Source organism: Streptococcus sp. SN3, assembly GCF_030439905.1.
The window spans coordinates 415327-429172 of record NZ_JAQFJF010000003.1; the positions used below are offsets into that span (position 1 = coordinate 415327).

A 13846-nucleotide genomic window follows, 5' to 3' on the forward strand; every position below is an offset into this window, starting at 1 on the left:
ACTACGCTCCTCAGCATCAATGTCTCTAAGCTCGGCTTCGACCGACGGTCTTGCCTCGCTAAGACACATAGAAAAATCCCCTACCAAAGGGTAGGGGATAACCGACAAACTGTCTTATTTTTAATTAAGGAAGCTATTCGCTTATTTGCGGCGTCCTGGGCGTTCCTTGTAGCCATAGTATGCGTCTTCGATGATTTCCTGCATGTGGTCAACCATTGGAAGGCGTGGGTTGGCTGGAGAGCATTGGTCTTCATAAGCAAGGAAGGCCAATTCGCGTGAATGTTCTTTCCATTCTTTTTCGTCAATACCTTGAGCCTTGAAGTTCATTTCGATACCGACACGTTCTCCCAGTTCATAAACAGCTTTCGCAAATGATTCAACACCTTCTTCTGGAGTAGAAGCTGGCAAGCCAAGCATACGAGCGATGTCTTGGTATTTCTCATCCGCACGGTAGTAGTTGTACTTAGGCCATGTCGCTGTCTTAGCTGGACGTGTACCGTTGTAGCGGATTACATATGGCAGCAAGATCGCATTGGTACGACCGTGGATCGTATGGAACTGAGCACCAATCTTATGGGCCATAGAGTGGGAAATTCCCAGGAAGGCATTGGCAAAGGCCATACCAGCGATAGTAGAGGCATTGTGCATCTTTTCGCGAGAGTGGAAGTCAGCGTTCTTAACAGAGCTTTCCAGATTTTCAAAGACTAGTTTGATCGCTTGGAGAGCCAAACCATCTGTAAAGTCGCTTGCCATCTGAGATACATAAGCTTCTGTTGCGTGGGTCAGCACGTCCATACCAGTGTCTGCTGCAACAAATCCTGGAACAGTCAGTACCAGAGCTGGGTCTACGATGGCTACAGTTGGAGTCAGAGAGTAGTCAGCGATTGGGTACTTACGGTTGTTAGCCTTGTCAGAGATAACGGCAAACGGTGTTACTTCTGAACCTGTACCAGATGTTGTAGGGATTGCGATAAACTTAGTCTTCTTACCAAGCAACGGGAATTTGAAGGCACGTTTACGGATATCCATGAATTTTTGCACAAGATCACGGAAGTCCACTTCTGGTTGCTCATAGAAGAGCCACATTACTTTAGCTGCGTCCATTGGTGAACCACCACCAAGCGCGATGATTGTATCAGGTTTGAAGGTACGCATAATCTCTGTACCACGTTCAACTGTAGTGATATCTGGATCTGGTTCTACGTCTGCAAAGATTTGGTAAACAACCTTATTACGACGAAGATCAAGTTGTTCGATGATACGATCTAGGAAACCAAGCTCTACCATAGCATGGTCTGTAACGATCATGACACGTTCCACATCACGACATTTTTGCAGGTATTGGATAGAGTCACGCTCGAAGTAAGTTTTTGAAGGGAGTTTCATCCATTGCATATTATTTCTACGTCTTCCTACTTTTTTGATGTTCAAGAGATTCACAGCACTAACGTTATCACCAACTGAGTTGCGACCATAAGATCCACAGCCCAGAGTCAGTGATGGCAGGAAGGCATTATAAACATCTCCGATACCGCCGAAAGTAGAAGGTGAGTTGCAAATAACACGGATAGCACGGACAGCCTTACCAAATTCCTTGGTCAACTCTTCGTCCGCTGTATGGATAGCGGCTGAGTGACCAAGACCATGGAATTCTACCATTTGACGGGCTTTTTCAACACCGTCTTCACGGGATTCAGACTTGAGCACAGCAATGACAGGTGACAGTTTTTCACGTGTCAACGGCTCTTTTTCACCAACTTCTTTACACTCTGCAGCCAAGATATTCGTATCTTCTGGCACGCTGAAACCTGCTTGCTCTGCAATCCAAGTAGCTGGCTTACCAACGATATCCGGATTTAGCTTAGCACCAGCACAGTTCTTGCTATTTGCCTTAGCACCGAAGCAGAATTCTTCCAAGAGAGCTTTTTCTTTCTTATTTACAAAGTAGGTATGATAAGATTTGAACTCTGCTACAAATTCATCATAAACTTCCTTGTCAATGATAACCGCTTGCTCAGAAGCACAGACCATACCATTGTCAAAGGACTTAGACATAACGATATCATGCGCTGCTTGACGGATATTAGCGGATTTTTCCACATAAGCTGGTACGTTTCCGGCACCAACCCCAAGAGCTGGCTTACCACATGAATAAGCTGCCTTCACCATTGCGTTACCACCTGTCGCAAGGATTGTTGCGATTCCTTCGTGGTTCATGAGTGCAGAAGTTGCTTCCATAGATGGCGCTGTAATCCACTGTACACAGTTTTCAGGCGCACCTGCTGCAATCGCTGCATCACGCACGATTTGTGCTGCATGAGCAGAAGATTCTTGAGCTGATGGGTGGAAAGCAAAGATGATCGGATTACGAGTCTTCAAGGAAATCAAAGATTTGAAAATCGCTGTTGAAGTCGGGTTGGTTGTTGGAGTAATTCCGCAGACAACACCCACTGGCTCTGCAATCAAGGTCAGTCCAGTCACATCATCTTCTTCAATAACACCAACTGTCTTCGTATGGCGCATATTATTCACAACGTGTTCACAGGCGAAAAGGTTTTTCGTTGCCTTATCTTCAAAAACTCCACGGCCCGTTTCTTCATAAGCGTGCAGAGCCAACTCACCGTGGGCATCCAAAGCTGCTACAGAGGCCTTGGCTACGATGTAGTCCACCTGTTCCTGATTCAGCTTTCTCATTTCCTCAAGTGCAACCAGACCTTTTTGCACCAATTCATCGACATGCTTTTGCGCTGCCAAAGCCTTGTCTTCTTGTTCTACCGTTTTCTTCTTTTCAGCCATTCTATTCCTCCAATGGTTTTGCCTTAGGTTAGACGAAGAACTCTAACCTTTGTTAAATATTTCACAATTCAATTATAACCCATTTAATGATTTTTGTAAACACTTTCACTTAACATTCACAAACTTTTCTCTATTAATTTGTGAAATAAATAACAAATTCGCCGATTTTACAGTCTATAATTTTAGTTATTGTGAAAAAATTTTTTACATTTTAAAGATTTCACATACTTTTACTTTCACATAATATATGAAAACGCTTTCTTTGCTTAGGTATAAAAAGCTCGGACGAACCGAGCTGATCATTACTTTATAAACATCATAAACATCTAAAAAATGAACCTTAATTTCTATTTTAAATGATAATCTCAATCGTCATCATAAACACGTTCACCATTTATTTTGATATATTCTTCACGTTTCCGATCCAATTCTTCCCAGATGGGGTCGTCAATAGCATCCATCGTCTGAATTTCTTCCAAACTCATCTCATTTGCTTCCTCAAAGGTCAAAGATAAGATATCTTCTTGCTTTTTCTTGAATTCCTCGATTGTTAGCCATGTTTTCTTATCATCTTCACTAATTTGACCGTCAATCGCAGTCGCAATTTCAAGTGCCATAATATACATAGCTCGTTTATCAACTGTTAAAACATCCCGATAATTTGAAGCAATTCTTAAATATTTGCCCTTTTCTCTACCGTCGCTTTCATAACTTCCCTCATAATCCAAATCAATATTTTCATATTTTTGGGAATTGATTGCACTGCCACCTTTAACCTTGACATCTTTCCAACGAGAGCCACTTGCTCCCCACTTATCTAACCGCAAAGATAAATAGAAGTCATTTTGCAACATCTCGTCATCCCCGACATTTGAGAAACTTATTTTTTGGCCATTTCTTTCTTTAAACCACATTTTCCATGCGAGTTCTCTGTAGCCAAATGGCACTTTTCTAGTATAATCACCATTGATGTATAGTCTCATAAATCTGAGATATCGCCTCCATGTGCTAGTATGTATTCTTTTCGACGAGTAGCTTCTTCCTCCCAAAGAGGGTCGTCTACAATATCCATCGTTTGAATTTCTGTCAAACTTAGTTCTTTTGCTTCTCCAAAAGTTAGAGATAGAATAGCCTCATGTTTTCTTTTAAACTCCTCAATTGTCAACCAGCTAGCCTTATCATTTTCGCTAATTTGCCCGTCAATCACCTTTGCAATCTCAAGCGCCATAATATACATAGCACGTTTATCAACTGTCAAAACTTCCAGATGGCTGGTTAAAATTCGGAGATAGTCCCCCTTTTCATTATAATCTGTAGCAACTGCATCTTCAAAATTAATTTCAATACATTCCTTAATATGTGAAAAGAGTCTTCGTACCCCTTCCTTTAGGGGGACACTAGACCATCTCTTATCAGCAGTGCCTTTCCTCAAGGATAAATTTGAGAAAAAATCTTCTTGTAATGCATCATTGTTCCCAGCATTTGAGTAAGAAATTTGCTCATCTTCTGGAAACCACATTTTACCAGCAAGTTCTAAATAACCATAAGGTACTTTTTTTGTGTAATCGCCTTTTAAATATAATTTCATTCGTCCTCGTCGTCCAACTCTACCTCTCCATGGATTTTAATGTACTCCTCATTTCTGCAGTCATCTTCTTCCCAAACTGGGTCTCGAACATCATCCATAAACGGAATTTCTTCAAGGCTCAGCTCATTAGCCTGTTCATAACTCATCGAAAGGATATCTTCATGCCGGTTTTTAAATTCCTCCACACTTAACCAGCTCTCTTTATCATCTTCGCTAATCTGACCATCAATGGCAGTCGCAATGTCAAGTGCCATAATATAGAAGGCACGTTTATCAACAGTGAGAAGTTCAAGGTGGGTAGAAGCTAAACGTAGACAGTCTCCTTTTTCTCGATAGTCTGTTGCTGGATTATCTTCAAAATCTAATTCAAGTTTTTCATATACATGACTTCCAAATTCGTTGGTAATCCCTTCTTTCAACCGAACATTATTCCATCTACTATCATGCATCCACTTATTCAATTTCAAGTGAATAGTTGGGTCTGTTTTAAATGGGCGAGTATTTCCAAAATAAGAAAAATCTACTCGCTTACCATCTTTAGTATCAAACCACATTCTCTTCGCTAGTTCTAAATAATCAAACGGAATTTCTTTGGTGTAATCACCTTTTAAATATAATTTCAATCTTCTTCCTCATCGTCATAAACTCGTTCACCATGGATTTTGATGTATTCTTCATGAAGCCGTTCCTCTTCATCCCACAAAAGGTCCTCTACAGGTTTCATACTTTTCAGTTCCTCCACACTGATATCAGTTGCTTGATCGTAGGTTAGTGATAAGACGTCCTTGTGCAACTCCTTAAAAGTCTCTACATCAATCCAGGTCTCTTTGTCATCCTCACTAATCTGCCCATCAATAGCAGAAGCTATCTCGACTGCCATGATATACATAGCACGTTTATCAACCGTTAAAATATCTGTATGTGTCGTAGCAATCCTAAGGTTTTCTCCACGTTCTCTCCCATCAGTAATAAAATCATTTTCAAATTCCAATTGAATATTTTCATCAGAAAACGAATTCCAAGGATCGCTCTTGTCGTATGGTATATGATTCCATCGTTTATCATTAAATCGCCATTTATCAAATTGAACTCCAAAAAAGAAATCATCTTGTAACATCTCATTATCACCCACATTAGAAGTAGTAATCAAATGGCCATTCCATTCTTTAAACCACATCTTCCAAACAAGCTCTCTAGTAGTAAATGTTATTTTTTTCTTAAAATCACTTTTGATATATAGTCTCATGTTCTCTCCTAATTTCAGTAATTATTTTGAAAAGTTTTCCAAATTCTATCTACAATTTCATTTTTGACACTCTCATTAAGATTTTTCAGTCTCCTTGTTTTATTTACCCAATTCATTACTGAATTTCTATCTGATATTTTTCCTATATCAATATGCTCATCGATAGAATACCCCGACTTTCCACTTCCAGATTGAACCTGGAACACTCCATCACCATTAGTACCACTAGTTGGCTCCCAATCCACACGAAGCTTCACTTTTCGATTTCCTACTCGGGCTTCAATTAGTTTACCACCTCTGCCGGAAATGGTCTTACTCGTCGGTTTATTTGCCTGCCAGCTGTTATAGTTACTAGCTGCACTGAGGGTAACTCCTAAATTCGCTGTATCAATTTCATAAAGAGTTCTAGCAACTGACAAAGTCCCATCTACAACTAGGCCTTCTGCAGTAATATACCCTGCTTCTACAGCTGCTGCTGCTACTAGCGCCGAGCCACCTCCAGTTAGTGGAGCCCACTCCAAAGCAAAAGCTGCTCCTAGAGAAGTACCAGCATAAATACCAAGACCAGCTAAAATTTCTACTACTCCCTTAGCCAAGTCAACAGAATTAGCTTCAAAATTTTCTTGAATAAGTTCTTGGTATTTTTCATTGACCATTCTCGTATAAGCACTATCATACTTTCCATTTTTTAGTACAGAAAAGTTATCATCTTTTTGATAATGACGATCCTTATAAGCTCTAAAATCAAAAATATCAATTATATTGCCTTCATTGTCAATCTTTAGAGTATGATTATAATCATCAACAATCTTATCCCATTCTGAACGCGGTTTCCCCTTTAACTTTTCCTTGAGTTGACTACGATAATAGGCATCCCCTTCATCCGATAGCATCATATTCCGAGAAGCTTCTTGAATCAATCGTTCTTTAGGCTCTAGATATTTTTTCTTCGAAATAGTCTGAATCTTCTGAGCCTTCATCTTAGTAGACCAACTCATATCTATACCATCAGTAGAGTAATTACCCTCACTGTCTACCAATACCTGACTAAGCTGCGTCGCTCCTTGGATAGCTAAACCCAAAACCTGCAGACTATCTGTGAAATACTGGGACACCTGATCCACAAACCATTCCAGTTTGTCTATTTTTTCTTGAATTTCTCGAATACCGATATTTAGTTGAGTTTCAACTTCCATTAAAGCAGATGTCTGAGATAAAAGGTCTCCCAACTTACCTGTCAGCAGAGCTCCTGCATTACGGAAAAAATCTTGATTATCTGCAATCTGCTTTTCTACTTTTGCCAGTTGCTCATTTTTTATTTTCAGCTGTTCCTTCAGTAGATCCAAGTCCAATTCGCCATATCCAGCCACCTCGGAATCAGCACTTTTATAGGAAGCAAGCTCTCCCTGAATATCATCAATAGCCTCTTGCAACTTCTTGATGGCAGGGATGATTACCTCAGTAAATAAGCCTTTCCCCGCTGTATAAGCCGCTCCCTGCAGCTCACCCGACTCCAAAGAGGCAATCAGATGGTCGCAGCCACTAGATAGACGATCGGTCACTTGATTGGCTACTTGAAGGTTGCTGGTCATCGCTTGGATAAGCTGGGCTGAATCTGCTGCACTATATTTTACTCCCATGGCAGACTATTCCTTTCTTTGGTCAGTTTGTCTCGCTCTTCTTCCATAGTCTTTCTTGTTTGACGACTGAGCTTTCCAAGTTCATCCATCTGAACATCCACATAGTTCTTAACCTGTCGGTTAAGATACTGAGTTTCTGATAAATCACGACTGAGGGCAGCAGAGCTTTGAGGGTGTTCATAAAGTAGATGTTCCATTCGGGTCGTCAAGTATTGGAAATCCGTCGCAAAATTCGCCAGGGAAATCTCGTATTGACGTTTCATCGTCATAAATTCGTCTTCTTTTTGGTCGACTTTGAGGATTTTTTCGTAAAGTGCCTGGCGTTCTTTTTCGCTTTTATCTGCCTTCATCTCAACTCTCCCAGCGCTTGGCTTCCTCTATATCGCGTTTCTCAATTTTTGCAGCAATTTCTGGAAATTTATTGGCCTGAGTCAGAACAGCTGAGCTGAAGTCACTGACAGCCTGTAGCATTTGATTGCAGGCCTGACGGCCAGCTTCCATCCCAGCAATCCCTGTTGTATAGGAAAATTCGACTTGTTGATTTTGTGCATTGCTAGTATCAACTCCAACTAGCTCACTGATAGCAGAGCCAGCTGAAATGGCGCTTGATTTAATTTGTCCCATTGTTGCTTCTCCTTTTGGAATTTATGGTTTCACATTGCCAGAATTTGCTTCATCTATGGCTTGCTTAATGGTATTGGCATAGAGAGTTCCCCCCTCAATGATGGACTCTGAGTTTGAGCCAAAGTGGACATAGTCTGTCCCTTCCCAAATCTGCGGATTTTCGATAGCAGTTTGATGCCAGTCAGCCACAAAGACATAGTCGTACTTTTTGGCTAATTCCAGCTCATACTCCCGCTGCTGGGCTAAAACACCGCCCTCTGAGCGACCGTCATAAGGGGTCACGAGGATCAGTTGATGTCCCTTAGGCAGGCTGGAAACATACTCATCCAAAAGCTCATTCGAATAACCAGACGAATTGGTCCCGAGAGCCAGGACAACCTGCTTCTTCAGTACTCTATTAGCAATATCTGTCTTGTAGACCTCTAAGCCTGTGCTCAGACTGCGGCTAACGACAGTATCTAGCTCGATTCCTGGCAAGATCTGCTGCAATTGATCGCTTGAGCGCAGGGCAACCGAGTCACCAATCATGGTAATTCCGTCCGCCACATTATACTCAGTCGCCTTGGACTGATCAACCTGACTGCGAGTTGTCTGCATCTTAGTGTCTGCTTGATTCAGAGCATTGACAATCAAACTTTCCTCAAAAGCTCCTACCTTGGGTGCTGTCACCGAGATAAAGAACATAATCAAAGTCAGCGGAATCATGCTGTAAAAGATTGGCCTAGTAAGAGACGATAGATCCATCTTGGTCCCCATGATAACTGGCTGACGACCAGCAAGAGTTGGCTCCAAGATATAGAAAGACAAGGCTGCAAAGGTAAGAGACAGCAGCGTGGTCAAGAGAACAGCCAAACCGTTACTCATCAGCTGGCTAAAGATAATATAGAATGGCCAGTGGAAGAGATAAACACCATAGCTAGTATCTGCGATAAAGTTGATAAGGCTAGGTTCCTTCACATCTGGGAGCTTGTCATGCAGCATCCTGGCAGCCAAAATCATCAGACAGGCCAAGATAGTCGAAATCAAGAATCCTACCAGGTAGGTCCAAAGGTTATCAAACTTGAGTAGGAAGCTGAGCAAAAGCAAAACAGCTGCACTGCCACCCATAATTCCTAGCACTTGCTTGAGAGCCAGCTTTTCTTCCAGCATCTTAAAGCGACTGCTGACATGGCCGACGCCAGATAAGGTTGCTAGGATGCTTCCTGCAAAGAAAGGAAAGACGTGGGTCAAACTTGAGAAATAAATGTCAGAGTAATTCTTAGTGGTCAAAGCACCAGCAAACATTGATACAAAGCTGAGCAAAAAGAGACCTGCAGAAACTAGTGCAATCATGCCGCGATAGCGGGCCGTTGACTTGGCAACCTTGCCCAAGCCCCAAGCAGCCAGCCCCCAAAGAACATAATAGTGCACTTCTAAAGCCAGACTCCAAGTGTGGATCAGGATGTGCGGCACAAATTGACTCTCATAACTGCCGCCTGAGAGCATTTCATAAAAGTTGGTCACAAAGCCCAAAGCAGCCGCAATCTGCGTCCCAATCCCAGCCACAAAATCCTTACGGATTAAGAAAGTAAAGGGCATAACGACTAAAATCATAAAGACCAGAGGCGGTACAATCCGATAAAAACGCCGTTTGAAAAAGCCTTGGATATCGATTTCTTTCTTCTTGGCAAACTCGTCAATAAGCAGAGATGTAATCAAGAATCCAGAAAAGGTAAAGAAGATATCCACGCCAATAAAACCGCCAGGGAAAACGCCCTGGAAGTAATGATAAAGCAGAACTAGAAGCAGCCCCGTGATTCTGACGAGCGAAAACCATTTAATGCGCATTTTGATAAATTCCTTGTTTAAACGTTCCTTCATAAACGACATTGCCTTCTGTCGTTAGCTTTCCTTGTCCGTCGGCCTGACCCTTGCTGAAGTCCCCTTCATATTTCCAGCCAGCCTGCGAGGTAAAAGTCCCTTTGCCGTCAAAGATGCCATTGCGAAATTGACCGGTATAACTATCCCCATTTTGAAAAGTCATAGTCCCCTGACCGTTCATCTTCCCGCGAACCAAGGTCCCGTCATACTTGATCTTGCCCTGATCCAGCGTTAAAACGCCCTTACCAGGAATCCCCGAGGTAAAGACCAGAATAGCTGACAGCACAATAACCGTTACAGCCAAAAGTTCTAAATTCTGCCGGGTCAGATAGACCTTGTATTTATCGTAAAATTCTTTTACTTTATCCATATTCCTATCCATCCAAACGCTCCAGCCACTTCTTGCAGCCAGCCAAGACCAAATCATAGGTTTGATCAAAATCTCCTGTGTACCAAGGATCTGGCACACTTTCTTCCTCAAACTGATAAATTTTATACTGAAAATCCTCGGGCGCCATCCGCTTCAAATCTCGGACATTGCTTTCATCCATACCGATGACGTAGTCAAAATCCGCAAAATCCGCTGCCGAAATCTGCTGAGAAGTCTTGTCCCTATCATAAGAAATGGCATATTTCTCAAAAATAGCCTGTGTTCCCTGATGAATGGGATTGCCGTGCTCCCAGCTTGAAGTTGCCCGGCTCTCGATTTTCAACTGGTCTGTTAAACTCTTCATGACAAACTCTGCCATCGGACTGCGGCAGATGTTGCCCAAACATACAAATACAATTTTCTTCATAGAATACCTCGCTATCTATTATAACAAAATAATGGCAAAAACTAGCCCTGAATCGTTTACAGTTTCCTGATTCTCGTTGAAAACTGGCAAGCCCTACTCCTATTATGTCTGAAAATAGCAAAAAACCACCGTTTGGTGGCTTTTTGTAGGGAGATTATTTTTTAAAAAGAAAAAAGTTTTAGGAGTTAAGTTAATTTCTTAACTTGGTTATAGTATAATATCCATTTCTTAAAACTTCCTTAAAATAACTTAAACATTTTACTCTTAGCTTATACCTATTTATCAGGATAGTGATATTCCAGCTGCGGCCAGCGTTTCTGCCAGTTCTTCTTAGCCAAGCGCTCAGCATAGACACGCTGACGCTCCTTATTTTCAAGAAAATGAGGAGTCGGTCTAACCTGAAAGTTTAAGATATCCTCCAAACCATAGGGTGCAAAAAGTTCCAGTTTATCATTTGCCAGCAAGCGCAGTCCGATAGCCGTGCAGCGCTCAGGATACTTACTCATGGCTTCGCGAGCATTTTTATAAGGCGCTGTTCCAGGACTATGGCGGTGCATATAGGCTTGATTTCTCAGTTCCCATTGATACTGTGGCCAGTCTGCCTTGAGCTTGGCTTCCAGCTCTACCGTCTCTGCCTCAGCATAAGTCGGATCAAAGAAAATGACATCTACATCCGTGTCTGGGTCAAAACCTGGTCGCTCTGACAATAGATTCCAGATAAAATTCCTCACACATCCAGCTGCTAACCAAGAGTCCTTGAGCTCCAGACTGCGAATAATTTCCAAAATTGCTCGGATGTCTGGATCTTGATCCAAATAATTTAAAACAATCTGTTCAATTTTCGTTTCATGTTGGATATTAGTATCCCCCTTCACTTTATCACTTACCTATATCATCATATTTTACTAGCATATTGGGAACATACATTTCTAATCTTTTTAGGATATTACCCCGGATAGCCGTATCCATCTGACTACTGATATTGGTAATAGTTGTCTTTGTCTCAAGGGCAATTTGCTTGGCTCTAGTCTGAAATTCTTTCTTCACTTTTTCACGAGCTTTCTGCGCAGCCTGAGCTTCTGCTAATGCACGCTTGCGTTCCATTATCCTTCGCATCTCTTTCAAAGCAAATTCATATTCCTTGTCTGTATAATATTCATTTATTGGAGTTCTCATATCTCTTCCTCATCTGATAATATTCTTCTTCTAGCTTATCCCTGTTCTTTCGGAAAGCTTTTTCGCATTCGAGTTGTTCTTCATCTAATTTTATAGTTTGTCGATTATAAACAGTTTGGGATTCCAACATTAGATTTTCCATGTTAGAGAAATAGTCCTGCATATCTTCGGAAGAAACCGAAAAACCCTCCAAAACATAGGTCATTTTCTCTATTTCCTCATTTACTAAATGCCCGAATTCTCTGAAGCGTTCATAAAGTTCTTTCTCACTCCTCTCAAATAACTTTTTTTCATGACGATATTTATCTTCAAGCTCAGTCAATTCTCGTTCTTTTCTGTTTACATCTTCCCAAGTTACATCTCTTTTTTCCATCGTTTAAATTCCTCCGCCAATCCTGCGTCTGTTGCCAGTACTTTTTCAATAGCCTCCTGAAGTTGCCCGTTTAGTTGCTCAAAAGCTGTTGCTGAATCAGCCATTTTAGCAGCTTGATAATTGGTTTCACTCTTAAATCCATCTACATATTGGTTTTTTGTAACACCTTGACCAGCATAGATGGCTTCTACTTCTTCAATAGACAATTCTGTATAGTTAGTAAAGTCAATTTTAGACCAAAGATTCGATACTTGATTGTTTGCCTCTTCAGATAAATTCAATAACTCTTCCGCTCCAATACGCGCTGCGTTCATCATACTAGAAGACAAAATCTGTCCTTGTACAGCATCCAGATAAATCTGTTCTGCTCCACTAATACGATTGGAAGCCCACCTCGTTTTCAATTCCTTATAACGCTGCATTCTACCCAAGCTATCAGCATAAGCCTTATAGACCCCGCTGACTAAAGGTTTACCTCCCTTGCTACCAATCACCTGTCCAGTTACAGGGTCAAATATCCATTCATCGATTCTATGACTAGTTCCATCTATCCAATATATAGTTCTGGGAATAGAATTTGAAATATCATTTTGACTAGTAAACCATTCAGGATGATTAAAATCATTATAGCGGACTACGTCATCATTCTTTCTACGGTAATCCACAAACATAGCAGAGTTCTTTTCAAGAAACTGTTTTTCTTCCTCAGTCAAAGCTCCATATTTAAACCAAGCATTAAAAGTGGTTGTTGGAATATGATACTTAGCCCCCAATTTAAGCATGTATGCTCCTTGAGAATAACCAGATAATTTACTTACTTCATACTGAGGATTATCCATAATCTCTTTGACAAATTGATCCGCCACCTTATATTGAGGAGATAAGTTTGTTTGTCTGGCTTCAACTGCACCAGCGACATCACGCGTAAGCGGACCCAACTTGTTAACTGGACTTTTAGGATCCGTTCCTGCCGCAATCACTGCCACACTCTTATAGTCTGGTAGTCCGTTAACAATTGGCGCAACAGCCATGCCATCAAAACCAGTCTTAGAATCCACCTTAGTCGCAATAACACGAAATTCCTGACCGTCTGAAGTCGTAATAGTGTTGGTTTCGCCTTTTTTCAATTCACTATCTGGTTTAGCAGAGACAATGTTTGTTCTATTTTCTTTACGCTGTGCGTACTCTGGATTAACACTATAAACATTCGGGCCTTGGTTTAATTCATTGAGTTGCTTATCTGTATACATGTATGTAGTCATCACTGCTCCTCCTCTGACCCATCCGAATATCTAACTTTCACTTTTGATTTAGTTAAACCTCTCCTAGACTCTAAAAAATGTTGAAATTCTTCATCTTCATTATTATATACACCTATCCTAATTTTTTTAACATTTTTATCAAAAGCTAAAACGTGTTCCTTTAACGTCCCATCAAAAAATTTGAGCTTCACATCTGCCCCCCACGCTTCTGAAGGAATTGAGGTATATGATGGATTCGAAATATAAATTTCCTCAATTCCCTCATAAGAATTCTTCAAAGCCTTTACTAGACTGACTTCATACTCTCTGTTGCGACGCTCTTCTTCCGATTTTTTGTTCAAGGTAAACATATAAATAACTCCTACAGTAATGATAGTCAATAATACAATAACAATGAGCCATTTGAATCTGCTCATATATCTAGATTTTGCCATAAGATTTTTTCTCCTTTAGCTATATTATACTATAATTTTTAAAGCAAAGT

Annotated in this window: 16 protein-coding genes; all 16 read right to left on the reverse strand. The window is 41.0% G+C overall.

The genetic code is table 11. The annotated features are described in order from the left end of the window. Positions 1 to 141: 141 nt before the first annotated feature. Positions 142 to 2796 (reverse strand): bifunctional acetaldehyde-CoA/alcohol dehydrogenase, encoded by a 2655-nt coding sequence (gene adhE / locus PCY71_RS08875; protein ID WP_048773677.1) that lies wholly within the window; start codon positions 2794 to 2796, stop codon positions 142 to 144. 365 nt (positions 2797 to 3161) lie between these two features. Next, positions 3162 to 3779 carry a hypothetical protein gene (locus tag PCY71_RS08880; protein WP_048773675.1) on the reverse strand — a complete coding sequence of 206 codons (618 nt, stop codon included), beginning with the start codon at positions 3777 to 3779 and terminating at the stop codon, positions 3162 to 3164. Next, complete coding sequence (locus PCY71_RS08885) at positions 3776 to 4384, reverse strand: hypothetical protein (protein ID WP_048773673.1); 609 nt, start codon at positions 4382 to 4384, stop codon at positions 3776 to 3778. Before PCY71_RS08885 ends, PCY71_RS08880 begins: the two co-directional genes overlap by 4 nt. Then, a complete protein-coding gene (locus PCY71_RS08890; RefSeq protein ID WP_048773671.1) occupies positions 4381 to 5007 on the reverse strand; it encodes a hypothetical protein in 627 nt (208 codons plus the stop codon). The genes PCY71_RS08885 and PCY71_RS08890 overlap by 4 nt, the downstream gene beginning before the upstream one ends. Beyond that, a complete protein-coding gene (locus PCY71_RS08895) occupies positions 5004 to 5630 on the reverse strand; it encodes a hypothetical protein (protein WP_048773669.1) in 627 nt (208 codons plus the stop codon). The genes PCY71_RS08890 and PCY71_RS08895 overlap by 4 nt, the downstream gene beginning before the upstream one ends. Positions 5631 to 5644: 14 nt before the next feature. Then, on the reverse strand, positions 5645 to 7270 hold the full coding sequence (locus tag PCY71_RS08900; RefSeq protein ID WP_048773667.1) for a virulence protein: 1626 nt from the start codon (positions 7268 to 7270) through the stop codon (positions 5645 to 5647). Continuing rightward, positions 7261 to 7620, reverse strand: coding sequence for a hypothetical protein (locus tag PCY71_RS08905; protein ID WP_048773666.1), 360 nt, complete (start codon positions 7618 to 7620; stop codon positions 7261 to 7263). Before PCY71_RS08905 ends, PCY71_RS08900 begins: the two co-directional genes overlap by 10 nt. Position 7621: 1 nt before the next feature. Beyond that, positions 7622 to 7894 carry a hypothetical protein gene (locus PCY71_RS08910; protein WP_002894417.1) on the reverse strand — a complete coding sequence of 91 codons (273 nt, stop codon included), beginning with the start codon at positions 7892 to 7894 and terminating at the stop codon, positions 7622 to 7624. Between the two features lie 21 nt (positions 7895 to 7915). After that, entirely contained in the window at positions 7916 to 9721 is a 1806-nt protein-coding gene (locus tag PCY71_RS08915) for an acyltransferase family protein (protein WP_048773663.1), read from the reverse strand. Further along, entirely contained in the window at positions 9711 to 10136 is a 426-nt protein-coding gene (locus PCY71_RS08920; protein ID WP_002908432.1) for an MORN repeat-containing protein, read from the reverse strand. The genes PCY71_RS08915 and PCY71_RS08920 overlap by 11 nt, the downstream gene beginning before the upstream one ends. Next, positions 10129 to 10551: a low molecular weight protein-tyrosine-phosphatase gene (locus PCY71_RS08925; protein WP_048773659.1), complete on the reverse strand. Its 423-nt coding sequence runs from the start codon at positions 10549 to 10551 to the stop codon at positions 10129 to 10131. The genes PCY71_RS08920 and PCY71_RS08925 overlap by 8 nt, the downstream gene beginning before the upstream one ends. Before the next feature lie 275 nt (positions 10552 to 10826). Then, a complete protein-coding gene (locus PCY71_RS08930; protein WP_301412536.1) occupies positions 10827 to 11390 on the reverse strand; it encodes a nucleotidyltransferase family protein in 564 nt (187 codons plus the stop codon). Positions 11391 to 11430: 40 nt separating this feature from the next. Continuing rightward, positions 11431 to 11727: a hypothetical protein gene (locus PCY71_RS08935; protein ID WP_301412529.1), complete on the reverse strand. Its 297-nt coding sequence runs from the start codon at positions 11725 to 11727 to the stop codon at positions 11431 to 11433. Further along, positions 11708 to 12100 (reverse strand): hypothetical protein, encoded by a 393-nt coding sequence (locus tag PCY71_RS08940; RefSeq protein ID WP_301412530.1) that lies wholly within the window; start codon positions 12098 to 12100, stop codon positions 11708 to 11710. The genes PCY71_RS08935 and PCY71_RS08940 overlap by 20 nt, the downstream gene beginning before the upstream one ends. After that, entirely contained in the window at positions 12082 to 13362 is a 1281-nt protein-coding gene (locus PCY71_RS08945) for a hypothetical protein (protein WP_301412531.1), read from the reverse strand. The genes PCY71_RS08940 and PCY71_RS08945 overlap by 19 nt, the downstream gene beginning before the upstream one ends. Continuing rightward, the gene (locus PCY71_RS08950; RefSeq protein ID WP_239682250.1) at positions 13362 to 13796 is read right to left on the reverse strand and encodes a hypothetical protein; all 435 of its coding nucleotides are present in this window, start codon (positions 13794 to 13796) and stop codon (positions 13362 to 13364) included. The genes PCY71_RS08945 and PCY71_RS08950 overlap by 1 nt, the downstream gene beginning before the upstream one ends. Positions 13797 to 13846 lie beyond the last annotated feature (50 nt).

What these genes read in the sequence shown, in the direction of transcription:
- PCY71_RS08910 (WP_002894417.1), bottom strand. Translation starts at nt 7,894, where the DNA reads ATGGGACAAATTAAATCAAGCGCCATTTCAGCTGGCTCTGCTATCAGT.
- PCY71_RS08900 (WP_048773667.1), bottom strand. Translation starts at nt 7,270, where the DNA reads ATGGGAGTAAAATATAGTGCAGCAGATTCAGCCCAGCTTATCCAAGCG.
- PCY71_RS08925 (WP_048773659.1), bottom strand. Translation starts at nt 10,551, where the DNA reads ATGAAGAAAATTGTATTTGTATGTTTGGGCAACATCTGCCGCAGTCCG.
- PCY71_RS08905 (WP_048773666.1), bottom strand. Translation starts at nt 7,620, where the DNA reads ATGAAGGCAGATAAAAGCGAAAAAGAACGCCAGGCACTTTACGAAAAA.
- PCY71_RS08950 (WP_239682250.1), bottom strand. Translation starts at nt 13,796, where the DNA reads ATGGCAAAATCTAGATATATGAGCAGATTCAAATGGCTCATTGTTATT.
- PCY71_RS08915 (WP_048773663.1), bottom strand. Translation starts at nt 9,721, where the DNA reads ATGCGCATTAAATGGTTTTCGCTCGTCAGAATCACGGGGCTGCTTCTA.
- PCY71_RS08945 (WP_301412531.1), bottom strand. Translation starts at nt 13,362, where the DNA reads ATGACTACATACATGTATACAGATAAGCAACTCAATGAATTAAACCAA.
- PCY71_RS08880 (WP_048773675.1), bottom strand. Translation starts at nt 3,779, where the DNA reads ATGAGACTATACATCAATGGTGATTATACTAGAAAAGTGCCATTTGGC.
- PCY71_RS08940 (WP_301412530.1), bottom strand. Translation starts at nt 12,100, where the DNA reads ATGGAAAAAAGAGATGTAACTTGGGAAGATGTAAACAGAAAAGAACGA.
- PCY71_RS08920 (WP_002908432.1), bottom strand. Translation starts at nt 10,136, where the DNA reads ATGGATAGGAATATGGATAAAGTAAAAGAATTTTACGATAAATACAAG.
- PCY71_RS08885 (WP_048773673.1), bottom strand. Translation starts at nt 4,384, where the DNA reads ATGAAATTATATTTAAAAGGCGATTACACAAAAAAAGTACCTTATGGT.
- PCY71_RS08895 (WP_048773669.1), bottom strand. Translation starts at nt 5,630, where the DNA reads ATGAGACTATATATCAAAAGTGATTTTAAGAAAAAAATAACATTTACT.
- adhE (WP_048773677.1), bottom strand. Translation starts at nt 2,796, where the DNA reads ATGGCTGAAAAGAAGAAAACGGTAGAACAAGAAGACAAGGCTTTGGCA.
- PCY71_RS08935 (WP_301412529.1), bottom strand. Translation starts at nt 11,727, where the DNA reads ATGAGAACTCCAATAAATGAATATTATACAGACAAGGAATATGAATTT.